This is a genomic window from Kitasatospora sp. NPDC048365, assembly GCF_043200835.1.
In the GTDB taxonomy this organism is placed as follows: domain Bacteria; phylum Actinomycetota; class Actinomycetes; order Streptomycetales; family Streptomycetaceae; genus Kitasatospora; species Kitasatospora terrestris.
On record NZ_JBICYJ010000050.1, the window covers coordinates 18,958 to 44,105 of the forward strand.

Annotated in this window: 20 protein-coding genes; 11 read left to right on the top strand and 9 right to left on the bottom strand. The window is 74.4% G+C overall.

Going from position 1 to position 25,148, the window contains the following annotated elements; translation table 11 throughout:
• Window positions 1-98 precede the first annotated feature (98 nt).
• Window positions 99-1,712 carry a sulfatase-like hydrolase/transferase gene (locus ACGFX4_RS34800; protein ID WP_393083317.1) on the top strand — a complete coding sequence of 538 codons (1,614 nt, stop codon included), beginning with the start codon at window positions 99-101 and terminating at the stop codon, window positions 1,710-1,712.
• Window positions 1,713-1,719: 7 nt separating this feature from the next.
• On the opposite strand, the gene ACGFX4_RS34805 is transcribed toward ACGFX4_RS34800, so the two are convergent.
• Genes ACGFX4_RS34805 through ACGFX4_RS34815 form a run of 3 tightly spaced genes read right to left on the bottom strand, consistent with a single transcriptional unit; the run spans window position 1,720 to window position 3,452 of the window.
• Entirely contained in the window at window positions 1,720-2,079 is a 360-nt protein-coding gene (locus ACGFX4_RS34805; RefSeq protein ID WP_393083320.1) for a hypothetical protein, read from the bottom strand.
• A 45-nt stretch (window positions 2,080-2,124) separates the two neighbouring features.
• Window positions 2,125-2,850: a ferritin-like domain-containing protein gene (locus ACGFX4_RS34810; RefSeq protein ID WP_393083322.1), complete on the bottom strand. Its 726-nt coding sequence runs from the start codon at window positions 2,848-2,850 to the stop codon at window positions 2,125-2,127.
• A gap of 38 nt (window positions 2,851-2,888) precedes the next feature.
• The gene (locus ACGFX4_RS34815) at window positions 2,889-3,452 is read right to left on the bottom strand and encodes a hypothetical protein (RefSeq protein ID WP_393083325.1); all 564 of its coding nucleotides are present in this window, start codon (window positions 3,450-3,452) and stop codon (window positions 2,889-2,891) included.
• Window positions 3,453-3,617: 165 nt separating this feature from the next.
• On the opposite strand from ACGFX4_RS34815, the gene ACGFX4_RS34820 reads away from it, so the two are divergent.
• Genes ACGFX4_RS34820 through ACGFX4_RS34830 form a run of 3 tightly spaced genes read left to right on the top strand, consistent with a single transcriptional unit; the run spans window position 3,618 to window position 10,642 of the window.
• Complete coding sequence (locus ACGFX4_RS34820) at window positions 3,618-5,117, top strand: hypothetical protein (protein WP_393083327.1); 1,500 nt, start codon at window positions 3,618-3,620, stop codon at window positions 5,115-5,117.
• Between the two features lie 52 nt (window positions 5,118-5,169).
• Window positions 5,170-6,033 carry a hypothetical protein gene (locus tag ACGFX4_RS34825; protein WP_393083330.1) on the top strand — a complete coding sequence of 288 codons (864 nt, stop codon included), beginning with the start codon at window positions 5,170-5,172 and terminating at the stop codon, window positions 6,031-6,033.
• A 49-nt stretch (window positions 6,034-6,082) separates the two neighbouring features.
• A complete protein-coding gene (locus tag ACGFX4_RS34830; protein ID WP_393083333.1) occupies window positions 6,083-10,642 on the top strand; it encodes a hypothetical protein in 4,560 nt (1,519 codons plus the stop codon).
• A 39-nt stretch (window positions 10,643-10,681) separates the two neighbouring features.
• Here the strand turns inward: ACGFX4_RS34830 and ACGFX4_RS34835 are convergent, their stop codons facing one another.
• A complete protein-coding gene (locus ACGFX4_RS34835) occupies window positions 10,682-13,474 on the bottom strand; it encodes an SGNH hydrolase domain-containing protein (protein ID WP_393083337.1) in 2,793 nt (930 codons plus the stop codon).
• Between the two features lie 11 nt (window positions 13,475-13,485).
• Entirely contained in the window at window positions 13,486-15,153 is a 1,668-nt protein-coding gene (locus ACGFX4_RS34840; protein WP_393083340.1) for a glycosyltransferase family 2 protein, read from the bottom strand.
• A 145-nt stretch (window positions 15,154-15,298) separates the two neighbouring features.
• Here ACGFX4_RS34840 and ACGFX4_RS34845 point away from each other — a divergent pair, with 145 nt between their 5' ends.
• The gene (locus tag ACGFX4_RS34845) at window positions 15,299-15,490 is read left to right on the top strand and encodes a hypothetical protein (RefSeq protein ID WP_393083342.1); all 192 of its coding nucleotides are present in this window, start codon (window positions 15,299-15,301) and stop codon (window positions 15,488-15,490) included.
• 33 nt (window positions 15,491-15,523) lie between these two features.
• Here the strand turns inward: ACGFX4_RS34845 and ACGFX4_RS34850 are convergent, their stop codons facing one another.
• Complete coding sequence (locus ACGFX4_RS34850; RefSeq protein WP_393083345.1) at window positions 15,524-15,886, bottom strand: ArsR/SmtB family transcription factor; 363 nt, start codon at window positions 15,884-15,886, stop codon at window positions 15,524-15,526.
• 101 nt (window positions 15,887-15,987) lie between these two features.
• Between ACGFX4_RS34850 and ACGFX4_RS34855 the strand changes: the two genes are divergently transcribed.
• Complete coding sequence (locus ACGFX4_RS34855) at window positions 15,988-17,085, top strand: NADH:flavin oxidoreductase/NADH oxidase (protein ID WP_393083348.1); 1,098 nt, start codon at window positions 15,988-15,990, stop codon at window positions 17,083-17,085.
• A 7-nt stretch (window positions 17,086-17,092) separates the two neighbouring features.
• Here ACGFX4_RS34855 and ACGFX4_RS34860 read toward each other — a convergent pair whose 3' ends face one another.
• Together ACGFX4_RS34860 and ACGFX4_RS34865 are read right to left on the bottom strand one after the other, a co-directional pair.
• Window positions 17,093-17,407, bottom strand: coding sequence for a hypothetical protein (locus ACGFX4_RS34860; RefSeq protein ID WP_393083351.1), 315 nt, complete (start codon window positions 17,405-17,407; stop codon window positions 17,093-17,095).
• Window positions 17,408-17,497: 90 nt separating this feature from the next.
• Entirely contained in the window at window positions 17,498-18,211 is a 714-nt protein-coding gene (locus ACGFX4_RS34865; RefSeq protein WP_393083354.1) for a FadR/GntR family transcriptional regulator, read from the bottom strand.
• Between the two features lie 130 nt (window positions 18,212-18,341).
• Here ACGFX4_RS34865 and ACGFX4_RS34870 point away from each other — a divergent pair, with 130 nt between their 5' ends.
• The 5 genes from ACGFX4_RS34870 (at window position 18,342) to ACGFX4_RS34890 (ending at window position 23,354) form a co-directional block, all read left to right on the top strand.
• Window positions 18,342-18,881 (top strand): gluconokinase, encoded by a 540-nt coding sequence (locus ACGFX4_RS34870; RefSeq protein WP_393083357.1) that lies wholly within the window; start codon window positions 18,342-18,344, stop codon window positions 18,879-18,881.
• The gene (locus ACGFX4_RS34875; RefSeq protein WP_393083360.1) at window positions 18,878-20,266 is read left to right on the top strand and encodes a gluconate:H+ symporter; all 1,389 of its coding nucleotides are present in this window, start codon (window positions 18,878-18,880) and stop codon (window positions 20,264-20,266) included. Before ACGFX4_RS34870 ends, ACGFX4_RS34875 begins: the two co-directional genes overlap by 4 nt.
• Before the next feature lie 39 nt (window positions 20,267-20,305).
• Window positions 20,306-20,803 carry a hypothetical protein gene (locus ACGFX4_RS34880; protein ID WP_393083363.1) on the top strand — a complete coding sequence of 166 codons (498 nt, stop codon included), beginning with the start codon at window positions 20,306-20,308 and terminating at the stop codon, window positions 20,801-20,803.
• 114 nt (window positions 20,804-20,917) lie between these two features.
• Window positions 20,918-21,886, top strand: coding sequence for an endonuclease/exonuclease/phosphatase family protein (locus ACGFX4_RS34885; RefSeq protein ID WP_393083366.1), 969 nt, complete (start codon window positions 20,918-20,920; stop codon window positions 21,884-21,886).
• 61 nt (window positions 21,887-21,947) lie between these two features.
• Window positions 21,948-23,354: a DUF1254 domain-containing protein gene (locus ACGFX4_RS34890; RefSeq protein WP_393083368.1), complete on the top strand. Its 1,407-nt coding sequence runs from the start codon at window positions 21,948-21,950 to the stop codon at window positions 23,352-23,354.
• An 84-nt stretch (window positions 23,355-23,438) separates the two neighbouring features.
• On the opposite strand, the gene ACGFX4_RS34895 is transcribed toward ACGFX4_RS34890, so the two are convergent.
• Window positions 23,439-25,034, bottom strand: coding sequence for a glycerol-3-phosphate dehydrogenase/oxidase (locus tag ACGFX4_RS34895; RefSeq protein WP_393083371.1), 1,596 nt, complete (start codon window positions 25,032-25,034; stop codon window positions 23,439-23,441).
• Window positions 25,035-25,148 lie beyond the last annotated feature (114 nt).

The window sequence follows — 25,148 nt, forward strand, 5'->3', positions numbered from 1 at the left end:
TGCGTGTGCACCGCGGCCCGGCGCGGGCTCACCCGGACGGCCCAGGTCGGCCGCGTCCTCGCGCCCCCGGCGGACCCGCGGGCCTAGATTCGCTGGCCATGACACGTCGTCCGAACATCCTGATGATCGTCACCGACGAGGAACGCGCGACGATTCCCCGTCCGCAGGGTTTCTCGCTGCCGGCCCGGGAGCGCATCGCCGAACGCGGGACCACCTTCGAGCGGTACTACACCGCCTCGGCGATGTGCAGCTCGGCCCGGTCCGTCATCTACACCGGTCAGCACCTGCCGCTCACCGAGATCTACGACAACGACAACATGCCGTACATCCGCCCGCTCGACCCGCGGCTCGGCACCCTCGGCACGATGCTGCGCGCGGCCGGCTACCACTGCACCTACCAGGGCAAGTGGCACCTCTCCAACGCCTACCTCACGCCACAGAACCCGGGACCCAGCACGGATGCCCTGGAGCCCTACGGCTTCAGCGAGTTCAACGACTGGGGCGACATCGACGGCGGCGCCTGGGCCGGGCTCAGGGTCGACCCGGTGATCGCCGGGCAGGCCGTGAAGTGGCTGCGCAACCGGGCCCCGGTGGTGGAGGCGGACCGGCCCTGGTTCATGGCGGTCAACTTCGTCAACCCGCACGACATCATGAGCTTCGACTACGGCGGCTCGTCCCAGGTCCAGCTCCCGTTCGGGCTCGCCCACGCCGTCGTGACCAAGCCGGCCCCCGACATCCCGGTGTACCGGCGGCGTTGGGACTTCGACCTGCCCGCCAGCCTGCACGACGACCTGTCCGGCGCCGCCCCGGCGGTGGCCGAGTTCGCGCGCATGCTGGACACCGTCTTCGGCCCGGTCGCCGACGACCGGCACTGGTACGACGGACTCAACTTCTACCTCAACGCGATCCGTGACGTGGACCGCAGCGTCGAGCTGGTCCTCGACGCGCTGGAGGCCTCCGGGCAGGCGGACCGCACGGTCGTGGTCTTCACCTCCGACCACGGCGAGATGGCGGGCTCGCACGGGCTGCGCCAGAAGGGCGGCCTGGTCTACGACGAGAACTTCCACGTCCCGTTCATCCTCAGCCACCCCGACTTCCCGCGCGGGGCGAGCACCGGGGCCCTCGCCTCCGCCGTCGACATCGCGCCGACCCTGCTGGAGTTCGCCGGCGTCGACGCGTCCGAGCTGGCCACCCGTCACCCCGCGCTCAAGGGCCGGTCCCTGCGTCCGGTGCTGGACGGCGGCACGGTCCGCGACGGGGTGCTCACCGCCGTCGAGTCGGTCACGGCCCTGGACGCCGCGTTCTGGTTCGAGTTCGCCGATCCCGAGGCGCCGCGGCGGATCCAGTCCGGCGACCTGCGGCCTGACTGGACCAAGCGCGGCTTCCTGCGCGGCTACACCGACAGCCGCTACACCTTCGGCCGCTACTTCTCCCCGCTCGACCCCAACCGCCCGGCCGACGCCGAGGCGCTGTTCGCGCGCAACGACGTCGTCCTCTACGACCGCGCGGAGGACCCCGCCGAGACGCGCAACCTGGCCGCCGACCCCGCCCACCGCGAGCTCGTCGACCGCTACCGCGCGCTGCTGGAAGACCTCGTCACCGCCGAGGTCGGCACCGACACCCGTGCCTGGGTCACCGAACGCCCGCGCCTGCTCGGCTGGCCCACCTGGCACGGCGACACCGAGCAGCAGGCGGTCGCGGCCCGCCGCTGACTCCTGGTCACCAGACGATGATGCCGCCGCCCTCGGTCCGGGCCCGCAGGGCGGCGGTCACGATGTCGGCGAAGCGCTCGGCGACGTAGTCGGACCGGTAGCCGCCCTCGGTGGCGAGCCGGGGAAGGTACGGGCGCAGGTTCTCGCACTCGGCGAGGAAGTCCGCGATCTCCTCGTGCTCCACGCAGAGGTCGCCACCGTCGAGTCGGGGGAGGAAGCGGGCGCCGAGCGCCCGGGCCGCCTCGGCGCCCCAGAGCCGGTCCCGGGTGGATTCGAAGCCGGCCATGGTCCGGGCGTAGTCGGGATCGTCGAGGAAGCGGCGGCTGCCGTCGGCCTCGCGGACGAAAGTGTGGACCAGGAGTGTCATCGCCGCCGATCCTTCACCGGGCCCGGGGCCCGGTCCAACGGTGTGTCAGGCGGTGGCGGTGGCCGTCGCGCCGTCCGTGGCGGCGAGGATGTCGCGGGCGACCGGGCCGCCGGAGCGGGCGACCTCGACGGCGAAGCGGGTGCGGGGCATCCGCAGGGCGTGCAGGGCCGGGCCGTGGTCGACGGCGACGAAGACGCCCGCCGCGAGGAGCAGCAGCCGCCAGCCGGCGAGGACCGCCGGGCGGACGGCGGCCGGCAGTTCGGCCACCGAGTCGCGCAGCCGGTCGCGGTGGAACGGGATGTGCCGCTGCTCGTCGGCGAGGATCCGGCCGGCCACCTCGCCGGTCAGCGGGTCGCCGGAGCCGTCGCGGACGGCCCGGTAGTAGGGGACGGCGACCAGTTCGGCGATCATCAGGACCATCAGTTCCATCCGCAGCCCGAACAGCCGCCGGACCCGGACGAAGACCGCGTCGCTCCAGTGCGAGCCGAGCGTGCCGCGCCCGTCGGCGGCCAGCAGCCGGGCGAGCAGCCGGGCGTGGTTCTGCTCCTCGGCGACGAACATCCGCACGGCCGCCCCGTAGGAGGGGTCCCCGGCGAGGTCGGCCTTGCCGATCAGGTTGGTGCCGTCGCCATCCTCGCCGACCTGGAACTTCTGCAGGCTGCGCCAGACGGTCTCGGGGAGCTTCGCCCCGGCCTGCCAGTCGGGGTCGCCGCGGTGTTCGCGGCGGGCCTTCTCGGCGGTGAAGTGGTCGATCCATGCGGTGTAGGGCATGGGGTCCTCCCCGGACGTTCGTGGTGCGGTATGTGTGCTCAGTGCGCGGGCTGCGTCAGCGGCGCGGGCTGGGCGGGCTGGGTGGTGACGGTGGTGAACCCGTTGGGCTTCTCGACGGCCTGGGCCCACTCCAGCCGGCGGATCAGGCGGTGGACGACCAGCAGCGGCACCACCCCGACCACGCCGAACGACATGTCGACGAATCGCCAGTACAGCGGGATGCCGCGCAGCGGGCCGCAGATCAGGGCCAGCGGGATGATCCCGGCGCAGGCGATCATTGCCCAGCGGATCACCCAGATGTTGCGGACCGGGTCCTTGAGCGGCCCCCAGAAGGCGACCGCGATCACCAGGTGGGCGAAGGCCAGCCAGTCGGTGCCGTACGCGAGGAAGGGGTACCGCTCGTTGGTGTCGGCGATGCCGTCGCGGACGTGGCCGGCGGCGGTGGCGAGGGCCGGGAAGTGCTCGCCGATCGTGCCGCCCCGGACCAGGTCGGCGAGCCAGCGGGTCTCGGACTGGAGCGGGAAGGCGGTCAGGCCGCTGAGCACCAGGCAGACGATGAACAGCCAGAGCCAGCGACGGATGCGCCGATGTGTTTCAGACATGACAAACCCCCAGTGTCGCCCCCTGGTCCGGGACCACCCCGACCTGCGACGGCTCGACTCTAGACCGGAAACTGAACACGTTCAACACGCGTGCTGCGGGTCGAGTCGCCCCGGATAAACCAGGCTTTTCGGACCTGTCAGTGCGAACCTCTAATCTTGTCCACCGTGACTGTCACCGCAGACCAGCCCAACCGGCCCGCACCCGGCCCGGCCGCCGACGAAGGCCTCGCCCGCCGGCTCAAGGCGCTGGCCTGCACCGCGCCGCTGCACGACCTGGACAGTCGCAAGGTCAACCTGGCCGGCGAGTACGGCTCGTACACCATGGCCGAGATCGGGCTCGCCGCGATCGACCTGGTGACCCTCAACATGGACTTCGACACCGGCGCCGACCGGGAGATAGTGCTCGGCCGCCTGCACCCCCGGATCGCCGCGCAGAACCCGCAGCGCACCGCCGCCGAGCACGCCCGGGTGGCCCGCTGGGTGCTCGAGTCGCTGATCAACGTCGGCTCGGTCGACCGCGGCTTCCGCGCCGTCTACGGCACCTTCGGGCCGGACGGGCTCTACACCCGGCGCGACTACGACTTCAAGCTGATCGAGGAGGTCCCGGGCCCCGACGGCGGCGTCTACCTGCGCACCACCGACGAGGCCGTCAACGTCCTGGTCGGCGCGCTCGACACCGACGTGACCTCCGCGCAGATCGCCGCCGAGGTCAAGCTGGAGGTGCTGATCCGGCGCGGCCGGCTCGCCGACGCCCAGCTCGCCGCCGAGCAGGCCCGGTACCGCACCGTGCAGTACGCCGAGACGCTGCGCCGCGCCCTGGAGGCCACCCGCCGCAACGTCCGCGCGGTCGACTGGATGGAGACCGTCCCCGACCTGATCGACGAGGCGCTCGACCACATCGCCGACCGGTACCGGCACGAGAACGCGATCCTCACCAACATCCGCAAGGCCCGCGACGAGAGCACCGACCCCGAGCACAAGCGGCGCGCCGCCGAGCTCGTCGACATCGTCAAGGACTGCATCCGCCGCCACACCCAGCTGCAGACCCGCCTGCTGGAGGCCGGCCCGCTGTTCCGCGCCGAGCAGGACCGGCAGGCCTTCGCCACCCCCGCCGCCCGCAGCGGCATCGACCTGTACGGGCAGCTGCTCGCCCCGCTGCTCGTCCTGCCCGTCGCGGACGCGGTGCGGCCGACCGACGCGTTCTTCGCCCGCGGGACGGGCCTGCGCACGCCGGTGTCGGTCCGGGTCGCCGACCTGGTCGACCTGCTGCTCACCCCGCCGGTCGAGCGCGAGCACCTCGGCGCCGAGCTGCCGGAGCCCGACCTGGTCGCCACCCCCGACGACAGCCGCTTCACCGAGGAGCAGCTGGAGGCCGCGCTCGAACTGCTCGACCTGCCCGCCGACGCGCCGCGACGGCTCTCCGGCCTGCTCGCCGAGGCCCGCCGGTCCGACCCCGACCTGCCGTACCTGGTGGCGCTGCTCGCCGTCCACGCGGCCAGCCCGCCGGTCGGCACCGCGTACCGGCAGGGCGAGGAGCGCCTGCTGTTCGCGGTCGACGACGGCGCCCGCCTCGACGACCCCGAGTTCGGCGGTGCCGACCTGATCGTCGGCAGCGCCCTGTTGGACGCGGTCGGCATGGCCGCCGCCCGCAAGGAGGCGAGCTGATGCGAGTGCTCGGCGCGCCCCTGGTTTCTTCCGTCTGCAAGGAGTCCATCCGGTGACGATCACTACTGACGAGCCGGCGGAGCCGCAGGTCGCGGCCCCGCTGACGCCCGCCGACGTCGCGGACGCGTCGCGCCTGGTCTCCTTCGGCCTGCAGGCCAAGCTGCTGCCCGCCCGGGACGCCGAGTACGGCGAGCTGATCCGCCGCTACCGCGAGGACCCGCCGTTCGCGCGGCTCGCCGACGCCGTCGCCACCGGCATGGGCCTGGTCGTGCTGGAGGTGTCCCCGCGCGCCGGCATGGCGGTGGCGGCCGCCGAGGACTCGGTCTTCGCCGTCCGGATGGGCGACTACTCCCGCCGGGCCTCCTCCGAGTCGACCGACCGCTTCCTGCACGGCCTGGCGCACCTCGCCGTGGCCGCCCTGGCCTTCCCCCGCCCGGAGGACCTCGCGGACGACGGCTACCTCGGCCGGGTCACGGTCAACGGCGTGGACGCGTTCGTCCGCCAGGCCTGCCGCCGGCTGGAGGAGCGCGCCGAGGCGGACGGCACCAACACCGACCCGGCCAGCGACGCCCCCGGCCTGGAGGCCGCCTGGCGGGTGTGGTCCCGGCGCAGCGCGACCGGCGCGACCAAGGACGCCCGCCGGCTGTCCGGCTCGACCATCGGCATCGTCTCCAAGGCGGTGGTCTTCCTGGTCGACTCGGGCTTCCTGCAGAAGACCTCGGACGACTCCGGCGGCACCTTCCGCACCACGGCCCGCTACCAGCTGCAGGTCCGCGACCTGGCCGGCAGCGCCGCGATGGCCGAGCTGCTCGACCTCGGCGTGGTCGCGGTCAGCGACGGCAGTGCGACGCTGCTGCCGCCGGACCACACCGACGAGCTGGTCGCCGACGCCGGCCTGCCGTTCCACCAGCTCTGACCCGAGCACCGCCGCCCGAACCACCCAGCCCCACGGAGAACCGCCGCACATGTACGAGCTCAACCGGGTCCGCCTGTACTCGATCGGACCGGCCGGCGCCCGCTACGCCGACACGGTGCTCGACCTGCGCGGCGTCGGCGAGCCGGTGGCCGAGCCGCAGCCGCAGCAGATCGGCCTGTTCGGCGAGGAGCCCGACGGCCCGCAGCGCCGCCCCGCACCCGCCGGCGTGCTGTTCCTGGAGAACGGCGGCGGCAAGTCCGTCCTGCTGAAGCTGATCTTCTCGGTGATGCTGCCGGGCCACCGCAACACCCTCGGCGGCGCCTCCTCCGGCGTGCTGCGCAAGTTCCTGCTGGCGGACGACTGCGGGCACGTCGCGCTGGAGTGGCAGCACACCGTCACCGGCGAGCTGATCGTGGTCGGCAAGGTCAGCGAGTGGCGCGGCCGCCAGGTCAGCTCCGACCCGCGCAAGTTCGCCGAGCTCTGGTACTCCTTCCGCCCCGGCCCCGGCCTGACCCTGGACTCGCTCCCGGTCTCCGAGCGGGCCAGCCTGGCCGGCGACCAGAAGGCGCGCGGCCGCCGCCGCACCATGAAGGGCTTCCGCGACTCGCTGACCGAGGCGGCGAAGGCGTACCCGTACCTCGACGTGACCTTCGAGGAGATCCACGACCGCTGGAACGAGCACCTCGGCGAGCTCGGCCTCGACCCCGAACTCTTCCGCTACCAGCGCGAGATGAACGCCGACGAGGGCGAGGCGGCCGGCCTCTTCGCGGTCAAGAACGACTCCGACTTCACCGACCTGCTGCTGCGCGCCGTCACCGACACCCGGGACACCGACGGCCTCGCCGACCTGGTGCACGGTTTCGCCGCCAAGCTGGGCCGCCGCGCCGAGCTGACCGCCGAGCGGGAGTTCACCGCCGGCTCGGTCGACCTGCTGCAGCGGATCGTCGACGCCACCGCCGCCCGCGAGACCGTCCGCGAGACCCACCGCGCCGCCGAACGCCGCACCCGCCGCCTCGCCCACGCGCTCACCGCCCGGTCCGGCGCCGAACGGGACCGCGTCCACGACCTCGCCGTCGAGGTGGCCGCCGCCGCGGCCGCCGTCACCGCCGCCGAGACCGACCGCACCCGGCACTCGCTGATCGTCGCCGAGCTCACCCACCGGCACGCCACCCTCGGCCTGGCCGCCGCCACCACCGAGGCCGCCGCGCTGCGCCGCGAACTCACCGACGCCCGCACCCTGCACGCCGCCTGGCAGGCCGCCGAGGCGGTGCTGCGCCACCGCGCCGCCGCCGACCGGGCCGCCAGGGTCGCCGCGGCGATCCGCGAGGCCGAGCTGGACGCCGCCCCCGCGCTCGCCGCCCGCGCCCAGGCCGCCGGCGCGCTCGCCCGCGCCCTGGAGAGCGCCGCCGGCGCCGCCGAGACCCGCGCCGACCAGGAAGAGCTGCGCGCCGCCGAACTGCACGAGGACGGCACCGCCGCCCAGGCCGAGGCGACCGCCGCCGCGACCGCCGCGCAGAAGGCCCGCAGCGAGGCCGACCACCTGCGCCAGCGCCTCGCCGAGGTCGAGCAGGAGACCGCCGCCGCCGTCGAGGCCGGCTGGATCGACGGCTCCGCCGAGGAGCCGGACCCGGCCCGCGCCGCCCTGCACGCCGCCGACGCCGAGAAGGCCGCCACCACCGTCCTGGAGCAGGCCCGCACCGCCGCCGAGACCGCCTCCGCCCGGATGCGCGAGGCCGCCGCCCAGGAGACCCGCGCCGAGCTGGCCGCCGCCCGCGCCACCGACGCCCGGGCCGCCGCCGAACGGGCCCTGGCCGCCGAGCAGCGCACCGCCGCCCAGCTCGCCGCCGAGCCGCGGCTGGCCGAACTGCTCGGCCTCACCGCCCACCAGGACGGCGGCGAGGAGCAGGAGGGCTTCCTGACGCCCCGGCTGCTCGACACCGCCGCCGACGACCTGCGCGAGCAGCTCGACCAGGCGGTCGCCACCGCCGAGCGCACCCTGTTCGACCTGCGCACCGCCGCCGCCGACGACTCCCGGATCCTCGCCGCGCTCGGCGACGGCGGCCTGCTGCCGCCCGGCCCGGACGTGCTCGCCACCGTCGAGTTCCTCGGCGAGCACGGCGTCCCGGCGCTGCCCGGCTGGCGCTACCTCGCCCAGTCCGTCGACCCGCGCGACCACGACGCGATCCTCGCCGCCCGCCCCGAACTGGTCGACGGCGTCGTGGTCACCGACCCGAGCAGCCTCGACCGGGCCCGCGAGGCGCTCGCCTCCGCCGCCCTGCTGCCCCGCTCCACCGTCGCCGTCGGCACCGCCGCCGCCCTGATCGCCCCGATCGAGGGCGAGCCCGCGTTCTTCCTGGTGCCGCCGAACCCGGCCATGCACAACGAGACCGCCGCCGACGAGGAGCGCCGCGAGCTGCGCGCCCGCGCCACCGCCCGCGAGGAGCACATCCGCGAACTCGCCGCCCGCCTCGGCGGCGACCGCGCCCTCGCCGCCCGCCTCGCCTCCTGGCACGCCAGCTGCCCGCCCGGCACCCTCGCCGAACTCGCCGACGCCGCGTACGCCGCCGGCGAGCAGGCCGAGACCCTCGCCGCCCAGCTCGCCACCCTGCGCGCCGACCACCACGAGGCCGAGGCCGACCACGCCACCGCCGCCGCCCGGTACGAGGAGTGCCGCGAGGCCGCCCAGCGCACCCGCCGCCGCGCCGACGCCCTGGCCGGCCTCGCCTTCCGGCTGCGCGAGCGCTCCACCTGGACCCGCCGGCAGCGCGAACTCGCCGACGACGCCGCCGAGTGCGACCGCCGCCAGACCGTCTGCGCCGAGCGCGCCCGCACCTGCGACGAGGACCGCCGCGCCGCCCAGCGCGCCGCCGACGACGCCCGCCGCACCGCGCGCACCCTGCGCGCCGAGCGGGCCGAACTCTCCGGCGTCGACACCGTCGAGCCCAGCGCCTTCTCGACCGATGCGCCCACGTCGTCGCTGCCCGCCCTGCGCGAGGCCTACCGGGCCGCCGCCCAGCTCTACGAGAAGGTCGGCGTCGGCGCCGACCTGCGCGCCGAGCAGGCCCGCGCCGAGGGCGAGGAGGCCGCCGCCACGACCGAGCTGGACCGGCTCAGCAACAAGGTCCGCAACCGCGCCGAGGAGCTGCTGGCCAGCCCCGACGGCGCCGACGGCCCCGCCCGCCAGGCAGCCGCCTCCCGCGCGGAGGAGCTGGTCGCCACCATCGAGGCCCGCTCCGCCTCCGCCAGCGAGCAGCTCGGCCGCCTGCGCGGCGAGGCCGAACGCTCCGCCCCCGCCGACGGCGAGTCGCACACCGAGCTCCCCGAGGAGCTGGTCCCCGCCGACCCCGAGCACGCCCAGACGCTGCTGCGCACCGCCACCGCGCTGCTCGCCGAACGCCGCGAGAGCGTCGACGTCGCCCGCACCGCCCACGCCGACCTGCAGCGCACCCTGGAGCAGGCGCAGACCGCCGCCGCCGACTTCGACGAACTCGCCGGGCAGCTCCGCGACAGCCTCCGCGACCACGCCGAGGAGACCGAACAGCCCGCCGAGGCGTACCTCGTCTCGCTCCCCGAGGCCCGCGCCGCCGTCGCCGAGACCCGGCGCGCGATGCGCTCCGCCGCGACCGAGCTGACCGGCGCCGAGCTGGCCGTCCGCGACGCCTCCGACGCACTGGTCCGGCACGCCAACGCCGCCCGCTACGAGGCCGTCCGCACCCCGGCCCGCCAGCAGATCCGCGAACTGCCGGCCGCCGCCCTGCCCGACCACGCCGCCGCCTGGGCCGCCGCCTTCGCGCCCCGCCTGCGGGTGCTCACCGACGAACTCGCCCAGCTGGAACGCAACCGCAGCTCCATCGTCGACCGGCTGCGCGGCCTGGTCGAGTCCTCGCTGACCACCCTGCGCGCCGCCCAGCGGCTCTCCCGCCTCCCCGAGGGCCTGGGGGAGTGGTCCGGCCAGGAGTTCCTCCGGATCCGCTTCGAGGACCCCGACCACGCGCTGCTCGTCGAACGCCTTGGCGAGGTCATCGACGAAGCCACCCGGGCCGCCGTCAAGAAGAACTCCGACCTGCGACGCGACGGCATGTCACTGCTGCTGCGCGGCGTCGCCGCGGCGATCGGGCCCAAGGGCGTCTCCGTCGAGATCCTCAAGCCGGACGCCGTACTGCGCGCCGAGCGGGTCAGCGTCGGCCAGATGTCGGACGTCTTCTCCGGCGGGCAGCTGCTCACCGCGGCGATCGCGCTGTACTGCACGATGGCCGCGCTGCGTGCCAACGACCGCGGGCAGTCGCAGCTGCGGCACGCGGGCACGCTGTTCCTGGACAACCCGATCGGCCGCGCCAACGCCACGTACCTGCTGGAGCTCCAGCGGGCGGTCGCGGACGCACTCGGCGTGCAGCTGATCTACACCACCGGGCTGTTCGACACCACGGCGCTGGCCGAGTTCCCGCTGGTGATCCGCCTGCGCAACGACGCCGACCTGCGGGCCGGGCTCAAGTACATCTCCGTCGAGGAACACCTCCGCCCGGGCCTGCCCACCCCGCAGGACCCGGACGGCCCGGCCATCCACGGCGAGATCACCGCCACCCGCATGTTCAAGCGGCCGGAGATGTGATCAGGGGCTCGTGAGGTACCCCCACGAGCCCCTACTTGCTCAACCCCTCGTACGAACCTCGACGGAGTCGACCCGCATGGGGTGCCCCGGCACGGTCGCGGCGGTGAGCGGGGTGCCGTAGGCGTCGGGCAGGGCGCCGCCCATCGCGACGTCCAGGATCAGGAACATCCCGCCGTGCACGGCCCTGTCCCACGCGGCCGGGTCGATGCGGTCCGCGGTGACCCGGTGGTACTCCCGGCCGTCGACGTACCAGCGCACCTGCTCGGGCGCCGTCGACCGGTCGACCTCGACCGCGTACGTGTGGAACGCCCCCCAGCAGCCCTCGCACGTCTGCTCGCCGGAGCCGAGTCCGGCGGGCTCCTGGCAGGGCCCGCCGACGGCGGTCCCGCAGTGCGCGGTGCCGAACACCCCGCGTCCGCCGACGGACTCCAGGACGTCGAGCTCGCCGACGCCCGGCCAGCCGGTGAAGCCGTTGCGCAGGGCGCCGCCGAGCGTCCAGAACGCGGGCCAGTAGCCGCCCGCCGCGGCGCCCTCGACCTGGGGCAGCGCGAGGGTGGCCTCGATCCGCATCGCCCCGCCGGCCGGTGCGGCCAGGTCGGCGCGGCGGCTCTCCAGCCGTCCGGAGTTCCACCTCCCGGCGGCGTCCCGGGTGGGCACGATCTCCAGGGCGCCCCGGCCGTCGAGGCGGACGTTGGCGGTGGAGTCGGTCATCGTCTCGACCTCGCCGGTGCCCCACTGCGCCGCGGGGCAGCCCGGGTAGCAGGTGCCGAGCGCGTACTGCCAGCGGTCCGCGGACGGCCGGCTGCCGGCCGCGCCGTCGAAGTCGTCGCGGAAGGCGGTGGTCCACTCCGTCGCGGAGCCGAGCACGCCCGCCTCGGCCAGCAGCCGTTCCAGCCGGGGCGCGAGGACGACCACCGCGGCGTTGGTCAGGTGCGCGTCGTCGCGGTACAGCAGGACCTTCTCCCGGACGGCGGGGCAGCTGCGTCCGTTGCCGGGGCAGAGCACCGGCGTGAGGTCGACGGTCCGCACGCCGGAGGCGGCCGCCGCGTCGGCGAGCGGGTCCGGCCACAGCGCCTCGGCGCGCGGGAACTCGCAGGCGGCGGGCTCCTCCTGGTGCCCGGACACGCACGCCGGGACGTCCCGCCCGGGGACGGGGGTGTCGCGGAGGTACACGATCGGTGCGCCGATCTCGCGCAGCGGGGCCAGGGTCTCCTCCCAGCCGCGCATCAGCTGTTCGCGGTCGGCGGTGTAGCGGTTGAGCGCGGCGACCACGATCAGCTTCGGCTTCGGGCCGTTCTTCAGCCGCTCCAGGGCGTCGGCCCGCCAGGTGTCGCACTCGCGGTACTCCCGGCCGAGCTGCGGGTTGGTCACCGTCAGCTTCGGCAGCGGGCAGCCCTGCTTCACCAACTCCTCCAGGGCCCAGTGCCGTTGGGCGGCGATCCCGAGCACGGCGGAGAACCACTGGCCGGCGTGCGAGTCGCCGAGCAGGACCACCCGGTCGGTGCCGCTGCCGAAGCGGCAGGGCGGGCTGGTCTCGGCCTCCGGCGGGACCTCGCAGGCGCCGTCCGGCGGGAAGTCCTGCCGGGCCTGCACCGGGCCGGGGACGATCGGCGCCCGGTCCGGCACCGGGCCGGCGAGCAGCGAGGGGCCGCTCGCCGCGCCGGCCGGCAGACCGGCCGGGTCGACCGGGCCGGCGGGGCCGAGCAGGCGCAGCGTGCCGCTGCCGACCAGCAGGGCCAGCAGGACCGGGACGGCCACCGCGGTGACGCCCAGGGAGAGTCCGCGGCGCGGCAGTTCGGCGACCACCACGTTGCGGCGCAGCGGCTGCTCGACCCAGTGCAGGGCGGCGGCGGCGGGCAGGGCGGCGGCCGCGGTCAGGGCCACCTTCACCGGCCACCCGAGCGTGCCGCCGTACCAGGCCTCGGCGAAGACCAGGACCGGCCAGTGCCAGAGGTACAGCTGGTAGGAGAGCCGCCCCAGGGCGCGGGGCGCGCGCAGGGCGAGCAGGCGGCCGACCGAGGCGCGCGGTCCGGCGAGGATCACCGCCGCCGTCCCGAGGGTGGGCAGCAGCGCCGCCCAACCCGGGTACGGCGTACCGGAGTCGTACCGCAGGACGGCCCAGCCGAGGGCGGCCGTGCCGAGCCAGGCGACCGGTTCGCCGAGCAGCCGCGGCAGTTCGCGCCACGGCAGCACCGCGACCAGCGCGCCGGCCGCGAACTGCCAGGCCCGGGTGGGCGTCGCCAGGTACGCGGCGGAGGTCCACTGCAGCGAGAGGGCGAAGGAGCCGAGTCCGACGGCCAGGGCGAGCGCGGCGACGCCGGCCCGCAGGCGCCGCCGGAGCAGCCAGGCGGCGAGCAGCACCAGGGGTGCCCAGAGGAGGTAGAACTGCTCCTCGACCGCGAGCGACCAGAAGTGCAGCAGCGGGCTCTGCTCGCGTCCGGCCGCCAGGTAGTCGGTCTGCTGGGCGACGAACCGCCAGTTGGCGGCGGACAGGGCGGCGGCGAGCACGTCGCGTTCCAGGTCGGCGCGGCGCAGCGGCACGGTCAGGACGGCTCCGGCGACCGCGACGGCGGCCAGCACCAGTCCGGCGGAGGGCAGCAGGCGCCGGGCCCGCCGGGCGAAGAACTCGGTGAGCCGGATCCGTCCGGTGGCGCCGGCCTCGCGCAGCAGCAGGCCGGTGATCAGGTAGCCGGAGATGACGAAGAAGACGTCGACGCCGACGAATCCGCCCGCGAGGCCGGGGACGGCGGCGTGGAAGCCGAGCACGGCCAGGACGGCGACGGCCCGCAGGCCCTCGACGTCGGGCCGGAAGTGGGCAGGGGTGTTTCGCATCGCTTCGTTCCTCAGCCGAGCCACGGCAGCATCGGGGCCGCCCATCCGGAGGCGAGCACGCCGAGCAGGGCGAGCGCGCAGGTCACGGCGAGGCCCTCGGGCCAGCGCCGCGGCAGGATCGCGCCGGCCGGGCCGGCACTCTCCCGGCGCGGGCGGGGCCGCAGCTCCAGGGCGAGGTCGCGGACCAGCGGCAGGCCGAGCTGGGCCTGGACGAGCAGGTACAGGGCCAAGCCCCAGCTGTGCGACCAGCCGTGCTGCACGGTGACCAGGGCGACGCCGGCGGCGGTCGCGGCGAGCGTCCCGGCGATCCAGAACAGGGAGGCGCCGAGCACCCGGCGGGCCAGGCCGCCGGGGCGGCCGCGTCCGGCGCCGGTGGGCACCCAGGCGGCGCTGCGGCCGCGCAGGGTGTGCCAGAACGCGGCGCCGGCGGCCATGCTCATCAGGACGTTGGCGCGCAGCACCTCGGCCCGCCAGCGGGTGCGGCTGACCCGGGGCAGCAGGACGTGCCACAGCCAGAGCAGGGAGAGCATCGGCAGCACGTACCAGGCGCGGATCTGGCCGGGGAAGAAATACAGCATCACCAGCGGCGGCAGCGGCGCGGTGAGCACGTTGACGGCGGCGGCGAGGTAGCCGACGACGCCCTCGGCGAAGCACAGGCGCATCCGCCAGGGCAGGCCGCGGCGCATCCGGGCGGCCTCGCGGTCGCCGACCAGGTGCAGGTTGCCCATGGCCCAGCGGTACTGCTGGTTGACGAAGGAGGCGGTGTCCTCCGGGGAGGTGCCCTTGGCGACCAGGACCGGGACGTACCGGGTCAGGTAGCCGTGCCGGAACAGCGCGAGGCCGGTGTACATGTCCTCGCTGTGGTCGAGCCGGGCGAAGCCGCCGGCGGCGTCGATCGCGGCGCGCCGGTAGACGGCGTTGCTCCCGCAGCAGATCGCGGCGTCGCTGGCGTCGCGGGCGGGCTGGATCCAGCGGAAGAACCACTCCTGGGCGGCGCCGGCGGCGCGCTGCACCCAGCTCATCGACGGGTCGGTGTCGAAGCACTGCGGGCTCTGCACGATGCCGATCCGGTCGTCGCCGAAGTACGGCAGCAGGTGGCGCAGGAAGTCCGGGCGCGGTGCGAAGTCGGCGTCCAGGATGGCGATGTACTCGGCGTCGCTCAGGGTGAGCGCGTGATTGAGGTTGCCGGCCTTCTTGTACCGGCCGCGGTCGGGCCGGACCACGTAGCGGAAGCCGTGCCGGGCGGCGAGGTCGGCGACCTCGGTCCGGTCGGCGTCGTCGAGGACCCAGACGGTGAGCGGTCCGGGGGCGTCGAGCGCGTCGACGGCCCGGTAGGCGTTGGCGAGCACGGCGAGCGGTTCGCCGCAGGTCGGCAGGTACAGGTCGACGGACGGTGGCGCCTCGGGCCGCCAGCCGGCCACCAGCAGCTCGTGGCCCTCGCGGGTGAACCGGCGGCGGCGCAGTCCGTTGACGGCGCTGAGCGCCATCGCGACGACGTTGATCCCGAGCACGGCCAGGAAGGGCCAGAGCAGCGGGGTGCGGAGTGCGAATCCGACCATGGTGAGTGCGCTGGCCAGGAAGGCGAGCGCGGCGCAGATCGGGACCCAGCGGCGCTGCGGACCGAAGTACCAGTACAGCTCCTGGTCGCTGGGTGGTGCGGGCAGGTGATCGACAGTCATAAGGCCCCCCACGGCCGTTCATTGACAGCTTTCGTGGGCCACCGTACCTGATTGGTATAGACCATTCGTCGCGCGGGGGTGAACGGAATGCGAACCGCCGTGTCCGATGGTTGATGATTCGTGCGCATTCCTCCATGCTGGATGCGTGGCAGAGGTGTTCGGACAGGAGCTCCGCGAGCAGCTCGCGCAGGCGCGCGCCGAGCTGGCGTCCGCGCTGGCGGCGGGCGACGAGGACGGCGCGGACGCGTACCGGGGCCGGATCACCGGCCTGCTGCGGATCGCCCGGCGCCACGGGATCGACCTTCCGCACTCCCCGGAGGAGGAGCTGGAGGACTGAGGCCCGGCAGCCGCCGGGCCCTCGGTGGTCGCCTCAGCAGTCGCCGGTCGCCCGGCACTCGCCGTGCCGCTCGGCGGCCGCTCGCACGACCGCGTCCAACAGGCCGGGGAACAGCTCGGCCAGCTCCCGGCTGCGCAGGCTGTTCATCTTGGAGGTGCCGCGCCGGCACTGGCGGATCACCCCGGCCTCGCGCAGCACCCGGAAGTGGTGGGTCATGGTCGACTTGGTGACCGGCAGCTCGAAGGCCAGGCAGTTCTGCTCCGCCTCGGCGGCGGCCAGCTCGGTGACGATCCGCAGTCGCATCGGGTCCGCGAGCGCGTGCAGGACCGCCTCCAGCCGGATTTCGCCCGCGCTGGGCTCCGGGAGTGCGGTGTGCGTCTCTGCGGCCTCGGTCACGCCCCCATAGTACGAGAACTCTCGTAGTTTGACAGGCCTCGTAGTACGGTGGTTATCGTACGAGGGTCAGACCGACCCGGCGTGCCGCCGAAGGAGTTGCCGTGAGTGCCCTGTTCGAGCCGATCACCCTCCGCTCGCTGACCATCCCGAACCGGGTGTGGATGAGCCCGATGTGCATGTACTCCGCGGCCGCCGAGGGCCCGGAGACCGGCGTCGCCACCGACTTCCACCTCGCCCACCTGGGCTCGCGCGCCGCCGGCGGCACCGGCCTGGTGATGACCGAGGCCACCGCCGTCGCCGCCGAGGGCCGGATCTCCCCGTGGGACCTCGGCCTGTGGAACGACCGCCAGCAGGAGGCCCTCGCCCGGGTCGCCGCGCTGATCACCGCGCACGGCTCCGTCCCCGCGATCCAGCTCGCCCATGCCGGGCGCAAGGCCGGCACCGACCGGCCCTGGCTCGGCGGCGCCCCGATCCCGGCCGACGACGAGCTGGCCTGGCAGCCGGTCGGCCCGTCCGACGAGGCGTTCAGCGAGCACCACCAGGCCCCGGCCGAGCTGTCCGTGGAGGAGATCGGCCAGGTGGTCACCGCCTTCGCCGACGCCGCCCGGCGCGCCGCCGAGGCCGGCTTCCAGGTGGCCGAGGTGCACGGCGCGCACGGCTACCTGATCCACCAGTTCCTCTCGCCGCTCACCAACAGGCGCACCGACGGCTACGGCGGCTCGTTCGCCGGCCGGGCCCGGCTGGCGCTGGAGGTGGCCGCCGCGGTGCGCGCCGTCTGGCCCGCCGACCTGCCGGTGTTCTTCCGGCTCTCCGCCACCGACTGGCTGCCCGAGCAGCCGAGTTGGACCGTGGACGAGAGCGTGCTGCTGGCCAAGGAGCTGCAGGCCGTCGGCATCGACCTGGTGGACGTCTCCAGCGGCGGCAACTCGCCGCACGCCAAGGTCGAGGTCGGCCCCGGCTACCAGACCCCGTTCGCCGAGCGGATCCGTACCGAGGGTGGCCTGCCGGTCAACGCGGTCGGCCTGATCACCGACCCCGCCCAGGCCGAGGCGGTCGTCGCCGAGGGCCGGGCCGACGCGGTGATGCTCGGCCGCGAGCTGCTGCGCGACCCGTACTGGGCGCTGCACGCCGCCCGCGAGCTCGGCGCCGAGCGCACCTGGCCCCACCAGTACGGCTTCGCCGTGGGCCCGCGCGGCTGACCCGGCCTCAGTTCCGCAGCGGCGCCCGACGACCCGTCGGGCGCCGTTCGCGCTCCCGGGCGCCCGCCAGCGGGGAGGCCGCGTTCGGCCCGCGCCGGCGCTGCGCCGCGATCTGCCGGGTGATCGCCACGTCCAGCAGGCACCAGGCGACGGCGAACACCCCGAGCGCCATCACCATCAGCGCCGGTGTCAGCAGCGGGCTGTGCGCGTACGAGGCCAGCAGGGCGACGATCACCGCGACCAGTGTGAACGCGACCGCCAGACCGGTCCGCACCGCGGCGGCCCGCACCTCGTCCGGCAGCCGGCGACGTACCCGGGACATCCGCAACCCCCGTTCCCCGACCCGGCCCTTCCCGTCCAGCCTGCCCCGCCGTCACCGGGCCATGCGCCGGAGCCGCCGGAACGCGCGCCGTCAGCTCTCCCGGCGCGGCAGCTCCAGGGTCGCGTCCAGCTCGTCCATCGCGCCGACCACGATGGTGCGCATCGCCTGCTCGGCGCGGTCCGCGTCCCCCGCGCAGATCGCCTCGGCCACCTCCCGGTGCAGGCGGACGGCGTACTCGCGCGGTTGGTGCGGCATCAGGTGATGCTCCGTCCGGCCGGTGAGCACCGCCCCTACCGTGTCCTTCAGATGAGCGAACATCTCGTTGCCGGAGGCCCGCAGCACCGCCGCGTGGAAGGCGATGTCGTGGCGCAGGAACGACTCCAGGTCGGCGGCGCGGGCCGTGACGGTCAGTTCGACGGCGAGCGCGCCCAGCTCCCGGCGGTCGTCGTCGTCCGCCTGCTTGGCGGCCAGTGCCGCCGCGGCGGGCTCCACCGCCACCCGCAGCGCGCTGAGCGAGCGCAGCTGCGCCGCCCGGTCGGCGCCGGCCAGCCGCCAGCGAATCACCAGCGGGTCGAAGACGTCCCAGTCGCCCTTCGGCCGGACGGTGATGCCCACCCGCCGCCGGGGCTCGACCATCCGCATCGACTCCAGGATCCGCACCGCCTCGCGGACGACGGTGCGGGAGACGCCGTACTTCTCCTCCAGCTCCTCGCCGCGCAGCACCGTCCCCTCGGGGATCTCGCCGGAGGCGATGGCCGGGCCGAGGTCGGCGAGCAGCTGGCCGGGCAGGCCCTGGATCTCCATCGCCCCAGCCTATCCGGGCCGTGCGACGGCTCCGGAAATGAAAAGTATGACGATTGTGTTGCGACGGCTTGAATAAGTCATACCTTTGGGCGACAGTTGCGCACGGACAGGCAGAACAGGAGCACCACCCATGGCTCTCAACGTCGAGAACCGGATGCCCACCGTCGTCGTGATGGGCGTCTCCGGAGTCGGGAAGACCACCGTCGCCCGGCTGCTCGCGGAACGGCTCGGCCTCCCGTACGCGGAGGCCGACGACTTCCACCCGCCCGCCAACATCGCCAAGATGAGCGCCGGCATCCCGCTGGACGACCGGGACCGCGAACCCTGGCTGCAGGCCCTCGGCCAGTGGCTCGGGACGCGTCGGGCCGCCGGCACCGGGGGAGTGGTGACCTGCTCCGCGCTGAAACGCCGCTACCGCGACACCCTGCGCGCCGCCTGCCCCGACGCGTACTTCCTGCACCTCAGCGGCAGCCACGACCTGGTCGAGGACCGCCTGGCCCACCGGGTGGGCCACTTCATGCCCACCTCCCTGCTCGACTCCCAGTACGCCACCCTCGAACCGCTCCAGCCGGACGAGCACGGCACCGTCCTGGACGTCGGCCCCACCCCCGAACAGCTCGTCGAGATGGCCGCGGCAGCCCTGCGGCCCGTCAACGGAGACCTCGCGTGACCCCCACCACCCTGCTCGCCGCCGGCGCACCGGCGCTCCCGCACACCGACAGCGACACCCAGCTGCTGCTCGCCGTGCTGCTCTCGATCGGCGCGATCGTGCTGCTGATCACCAAGCTCAAGCTGCACCCCTTCCTCGCCCTCACCCTCGGCTCCGGCCTGCTCGCCGCCGTCGCCGGCGCCCCCTTCGACAAACTGCTCACCAGCTTCTCCACCGGCTTCGGCGCCACCGTGGCCGGCGTCGGCCTGCTGATCGGCCTCGGCGCGATGCTCGGCAAGCTGCTCGCCGACTCCGGCGGCGCCAACATCGTCGCCGACACCGTGCTGGCCCGCTCCGGCCGCCGCACCCTGCCCTGGGCGATGGCCCTGATCGCCGCCGTGCTAGGCCTGCCGCTGTTCTTCGAGGTCGGCGTGGTGCTGCTGATCCCGATCGTGCTGCTGGTCGCCCGGCGCGGCAACGTCCCGCTGCTGCGGCTCGGCATCCCCGCCCTCGCCGGACTCTCCGTCCTGCACGGCCTCGTCCCGCCGCACCCCGGCCCGCTGGTCGCCGTCGACGCGCTCAAGGCCGACCTCGGCATCACCCTCGCGCTCGGCCTGCTGGTCGCCGTCCCCACCCTGATCGTCGCCGGACCGCTCTTCGCCCGGGTCGCCGAACGCTGGGTCGGCCCGCTGGAGATCCCCACCACCACCGCGCCCGTGGTGGCCGAGCGGGAGAAGACCCCGCGCTTCGGGGCCGTCCTGGCCACCATCCTGCTGCCCGTCGTCCTGATGCTCGGCAAGGCCCTCGCCGACGTCGTGATCGACGACCCGAAGGCCCCCGTCCAGCGGGTCTTCGACTTCGTCGGCTCGCCGCTGATCGCGCTGCTCGCCGCCACCCTGCTCGCGATGCTCACCCTCGGCCGGGCCGCCGGGTTCAGCAAGGACCGGATCTCCCAGACGGTCGGCGGCTCGCTCGGCCCGATCGCCGGCATCGTCTTCATCGTCGGCGCGGGCGGCGGCTTCAAGCAGACCCTGATCGACGTGGGCGTCGGCAACGCCGTCAGCGAGTGGTCGAGCAAGTGGCACATCTCCGCGCTGCTGCTGGGCTGGCTGATCGCCGTCCTGATCCGCCTCGCCACCGGCTCCGCGACCGTCGCCACCATCACCGCGGCCGGCATCGTCGCCCCGCTCGCGGCCGACATGTCCTCCACCCACGCCGCCCTGCTGGTGCTCGCCATCGGCGCCGGATCGCTGTTCTTCTCGCACGTCAACGATGCCGGGTTCTGGCTGGTCAAGGAGTACTTCGGGATGAGCGTCGGCCAGACGATCAAGTCCTGGTCGGTGATGGAGACCGTCATCTCGGTGGTCGCCATCGCGATCATCATTCCGCTCGGCTGGGTGCTCTAGCTCTGGCCCGAAGGGTGCGCGAGCGGGCATGCTCGCCCCATGGAGAGCGCAATGCGGTACCGGTTGTGGTGCGGAGCCGCCGCGGCCCTGGTCGCGGTGGTCACGCTGACGGGCTGCGGTCGGGGCCCCGCGGCCCCGGCCGACGGGCCGACCGCCACCGCGGCGCCCACCGCTGCCACCGCTGAGCCCGCCCCGCAGGATCTCCTGGTCGAGGTGACCGTCAGCGGTGGCTTCGCGGGTGTCGACAACAGCGTCGTCGTCCACACCGACGGCGCCTACACCATCAGGGTCGGCAGCAAGCCGCCCAGGAGCGGGCAGCTGGCCCCCGCCGAGCTCGCCGAGCTGCGGGCCGCCCTGGCGGACCCGGCCTACGCGAAGCTCCCGGCCCGGCCGACCGGCCCGCCGATCGCCGACGGCTTCCAGTACCTCGTCACCTCCGGCCACCGCCAGATCGTCGCCGCGGACGGCGACCGCCCGCCGGCCCTCGCCAGGGTCCTCGGGGCGCTCCCCGAGGGCGGCCCGCCGACGGGACGTTGAGGCGCCCCCCGAGCCCCGGACGTCCCCGGTGCGGCGGAACCGGCGCCCTCCCCGGCTCGTCTACAGTCCACGTCGGCGGTAAACGATCAAGCCCGCCGGGACCGGGAGGGCACCATGACGGACGACGCGCAGAACACCACCCGCCGCAGGCGGTGGCCGACCGTCACCGCACTGGCCGTCAGCGCCCCGGTCCTGGCCTTCGCCGCCTTCCTCGCCGTCGTCCGGATCGGCGGCCTCGACGACGGCACGGTCCTCGCCCTGCCGATCGTCGTGCTCCCGTACGTCGCCCTCGCCACCCTGGTCGTGCTCGCGCTGCTGCTCGCCCTGCGCTGTTGGCGCACCGGCGCGCTCGCCCTCCTCCTCGTCGTCCTCCAGCTCTGGTGGATCGTCCCCCGTCTGGTGTCCGACTCCGTCCCCGCTGCCGCGCCCCGGCTGCGCGTCGCCACCAGCAACGCCTACCTCGGGCAGGTCTCCCCGAAGTCCCTGGTCGACCTGGTCCGCGAGCAGCGCGTGGACGTCCTCGCCGTCGAGGAGCTCAGCACCTCCGCCGCCGACGCCCTCGACCGGGCCGGCATCCGCGAACTGCTGCCGCACCGGGAGAAGCCCGCGGGCACCGACACCGCGCTGTACTCGCGGCTCCCGATCACCTCCGCCGCCGACCCCGCCTGGCCGACCACCAACATCACCGTCGACCTCGCGGGCCACCCGGTCCAGCTCGTCGCCGTGCACACCTACTACCCGCTCGGCGACGCCCGCCGCTGGGCCGAGGGCCTGCACGACCTGCGCAAGGCCGCTCCCGGCCGCACCCGCGACGCCGTCCTGCTCGGCGACTTCAACGCCACCCTCGACCACAGCCCGATGCGCGACCTGATCGCCACCGGCCTCGCCGACACCGCCGCCGACCTCGGCCACGGCCTCGCCCCCACCTGGCCCGAGGACAACGCCGACTTCCCCTACCTCCCGCCGCTCATCCAGATCGACCACGTCCTGCACGGCCCGGCCCTCACCGCCGTGGCGATCTCCGAGCACACCCTCCCGCGCTCCGACCACCGCGCCGTCGTCGCCGAACTCGCGCTCCGGTAGCCGGTCACCCGGACGGCCCATCCTCGGTGCGGGGCGGGGGCCGGGTTCATACGGTCGGCCCATGGCGACCTCCTCATCCTCCCGCGGCCTGCCGACCGACCTGGCGCTCCCGATTCCGGGTGAGCGGATGACCGACGACTACCTCCGCACCCTGGGCCGGTTCGCCTTCCTCTGGGGCTGGCCGCTGGTCAACATGCACAACCGGCTCTCGATCATGGAGCAAGTCCCCGCCCCCGGGCTGCTCGGCGGCGTGGTGCCGGCTGCCCCGCCGGGATCGCTGGGGATGCTGCGCGACTACATCGTCCCCGAGGAACGGCTCGTCGCCTGCCCGAACCAGGACGTCGTCTACGGACTCGGGATCCTGGACGCGCGGCGCGGCCCGTCCGTGATCCAGGTCCCGGACTTCGGCGGCCGGTTCTGGGTCTACCAGCTCGTCGACCAGCGCACCGAGTCCTTCGGCCGCCTCGGCGCCATGTACGGCACCGAGCCCGGTTGCTACCTGCTGGCTCCCGACGACTGGGAGGGCGAGGTCCCCGAGGGCATCGCCGACGTCCTCCGGTACGACACCCGGATCGCCGCGTGCATCCCGCGGACATTCATGAACGACACCGATGAGGACAGGGCGGCTCTCCGACCGCTGATCGACCAGATCATGGCCTACCCCCTGGCCGAGTTCACCGGCCGGCCGCGCACCACGGACTGGGCCCGGGCACCGCACTACCCGGCGGGCGAGGCGACCAGCGGCGAGCGGGAGACCCGCTGGGTCGACCCCGAGACCTTCTTCGACCTGCTGCCCGCGGTCCTGGAGGAAGTACCGCCGCGGGCCGGGGAGGAGGCGCTGTACGCCCTCGTCCGCTCCCTCACGGACGAAGCGGCGCGCAACCCGGCTGCCGCCGAGGTGCTGCGGGCCACGGCGGCCGACGCCGACGCCACCCTGCTGCAGGAGCTGTTCGAGTTCCGCAACATCGGCGTCCCGCTCGACCACCACTGGAGCACCCAGCGCAACGGAGCGGCGTTCGGCGGCGACTACCTCAGCCGCACCGCGATGGGCCGGGCGAACATCTTCGTCAACCTGCCCGGCGAGACCGCGTACTTCTACCAGGACCTGGACCGTGACGGCGAACTGCTCGACGGCGAGCACGGCTGCACGCTCACCTTCCCGCCCGGGGCGCTCCCGCCGGTGAAGGGCTTCTGGTCGGTCACCCTTTACAACGAGCACCACTTCTTCCAGCCCAACGACCTGAACCGCTACTCGCTGGGGACCAAGAACCAGGACCTGCGCTTCGCCCCCGACGGATCCCTGACCCTCCACGCAGGGGCGAAGCCCCCCGCGGACCCCGCGGACCGGCCGAACTGGCTGCCCGCTCCGGCGGGCCGGTTCTCCCTCTACCTGCGCGCCTACTGGCCCGACCCCGAGGCCCTGGACGGCACCTGGCAGCCGCCGGCCGTGGTCAGAACCGCGCTCTGAGCGGGCACGTGGAAGGGGCGGGCACCGGCCGGTGCCCGCCCCTTCCACGTACTCGGCTACTTCTGACGCTTCTTCAGGCTGTGTCTACTTGGTCCCACGCTTCGCGAGGAAGGCCTGCACCTGCTCGCGGATCTCCGGGGTGTCGAGGCCGCGGACGGTCATGGTGGTGCGGCGGCGCAGCACGTCGTCGACGGTGTACGCCCACTCGTTGTCGGCGGCGTACGCGACCTGGGCCCAGACGTCGGGGCCGTCCTCGTGGATCGGGGCGCCGAGGGCCGGGTCGTCGGCGATCAGGCGGGCGATGTCGAAGGACAGGGTGCCGTAGTGCGAGGCCAGGTGCTTGGCCACCAGCGGTTCCATCCGGGATCCGGGCTCGCGGTCGACCAGCAGGCGGTGCGCGACGGCGTTCGGCGCGCCGACGCCGGGCAGCGGCACGGTCGCCGGGAACGGCGACATGTCCTCGGCGAGGCCGGTGCCGGGCACGTTCTTGAGCTTGTTGAGCACGGCCCGGCCGATGTGCCGGTAGGTGGTCCACTTGCCGCCGGCGACCGAGAGCATGCCGCCCCGGCCCTCGGTGACGACGGTCTCGCGCTTGGCGGCCGCGGTGTCGCCGGGGCCGCCGGGCAGGACGCGCAGGCCGGCGAAGGAGTAGGTGATCAGGTCGCGGTCGAGGTGCTCGTCGCGGATGGCGTGGCCGGCCTCGTCCATGATCTGGTCGATGTCCGCCTGGGTGGCCCGGACGTCCATCGGGTCGCCGGTGTACTCCTCGTCGGTGGTGCCGAGCAGGACGTGGTCCTCCCACGGGATCGCGAACGAGACGCGGTACTTGTCGATCGGGATGGTCAGCGCGGCCCGCCACGGCGTGCGGCGCTTGACGACGACGTGCGCGCCCTTGGACAGCCGGATGGACGGGGCGGCGCCGGCGTCCTCCATCTTCCGCAGGTGGTCGACCCACGGGCCGGTCGCGTTGAGCACCAGGCGGGCGGAGACCCCGAACTCGGTGCCGTCCAGGCGGTCCCGCAGCTCGGCGCCGGAGACCCGGCCGCCGGTGAAGCGCAGGCCGGTCACCTCGGCGTGGTTGAGCACCACGGCGCCGGACTCGACGGCGGCCCGGACGGTCATCACGGCGACCCGCGAGTCGTTCATCTGGTGGTCGCCGTAGACGGCGACCGAGCGCAGGCCCTCGGTGCGCAGCGCCGGCACCTGCTGCGCGGCGTGGGCGGCGGTGGAGACCCGGCCCATGCCGTCGCGGAACGCGGAGAGCGCGGAGTAGAGGAAGACGCCGGCGCCGAGCTTGGGCGCGCTGTGCGGGCCGCCCTTGTAGACGGGGACGAAGAAGGTCAGCGGGTTGACCAGGTGCGGCGCGACGTCGGTGGCCAGCGCCCGGCGCTCCTTGTGGTTCTCGGCGACCAGCTTGACGGCGCCGGTCTGCAGGTAGCGCAGGCCGCCGTGGACGAGCTTGGAGGAGGCGCTGGAGGTGGCGCCGGCGAAGTCGCCGGCGTCGACCATGGCGACCTTGAGGCCGGCCTGGGCCGCGGTCCAGGCGGTCGCGGTGCCGAGGATGCCGCCGCCGATGACGAGCAGGTCGTAGGTGGCCTTGCCGAGCAGTTCGCGGGTCTCCGCGCGGGTGGCGGTGCGTCCGGGGGTGCGCTCGGCGCCGAGGGTCGGGATGGTTGCCATGGTGTGTGTACGGCGCGCGGGTCGGGCGGCGCCGTGTCTCCTCTCGGTGTGCGGTGCGGCCCGGGTGCGGCGGGTCGCGAACGTCGAAGCGGCCGGCCGGGACCAGGTGGTCCC

Coding starts and splice junctions, on each gene's coding strand:
- ACGFX4_RS34800 (WP_393083317.1), top strand. CDS start 99: ATGACACGTCGTCCGAACATCCTGATGATCGTCACCGACGAGGAACGC.
- ACGFX4_RS34805 (WP_393083320.1), bottom strand. CDS start 2,079: ATGACACTCCTGGTCCACACTTTCGTCCGCGAGGCCGACGGCAGCCGC.
- ACGFX4_RS34810 (WP_393083322.1), bottom strand. CDS start 2,850: ATGCCCTACACCGCATGGATCGACCACTTCACCGCCGAGAAGGCCCGC.
- ACGFX4_RS34815 (WP_393083325.1), bottom strand. CDS start 3,452: ATGTCTGAAACACATCGGCGCATCCGTCGCTGGCTCTGGCTGTTCATC.
- ACGFX4_RS34830 (WP_393083333.1), top strand. CDS start 6,083: ATGTACGAGCTCAACCGGGTCCGCCTGTACTCGATCGGACCGGCCGGC.
- ACGFX4_RS34835 (WP_393083337.1), bottom strand. CDS start 13,474: ATGCGAAACACCCCTGCCCACTTCCGGCCCGACGTCGAGGGCCTGCGG.
- ACGFX4_RS34840 (WP_393083340.1), bottom strand. CDS start 15,153: ATGACTGTCGATCACCTGCCCGCACCACCCAGCGACCAGGAGCTGTAC.
- ACGFX4_RS34860 (WP_393083351.1), bottom strand. CDS start 17,407: ATGTCCCGGGTACGTCGCCGGCTGCCGGACGAGGTGCGGGCCGCCGCG.
- ACGFX4_RS34865 (WP_393083354.1), bottom strand. CDS start 18,211: ATGGAGATCCAGGGCCTGCCCGGCCAGCTGCTCGCCGACCTCGGCCCG.
- ACGFX4_RS34870 (WP_393083357.1), top strand. CDS start 18,342: ATGGCTCTCAACGTCGAGAACCGGATGCCCACCGTCGTCGTGATGGGC.
- ACGFX4_RS34880 (WP_393083363.1), top strand. CDS start 20,306: ATGGAGAGCGCAATGCGGTACCGGTTGTGGTGCGGAGCCGCCGCGGCC.
- ACGFX4_RS34885 (WP_393083366.1), top strand. CDS start 20,918: ATGACGGACGACGCGCAGAACACCACCCGCCGCAGGCGGTGGCCGACC.
- ACGFX4_RS34890 (WP_393083368.1), top strand. CDS start 21,948: ATGGCGACCTCCTCATCCTCCCGCGGCCTGCCGACCGACCTGGCGCTC.
- ACGFX4_RS34895 (WP_393083371.1), bottom strand. CDS start 25,034: ATGGCAACCATCCCGACCCTCGGCGCCGAGCGCACCCCCGGACGCACC.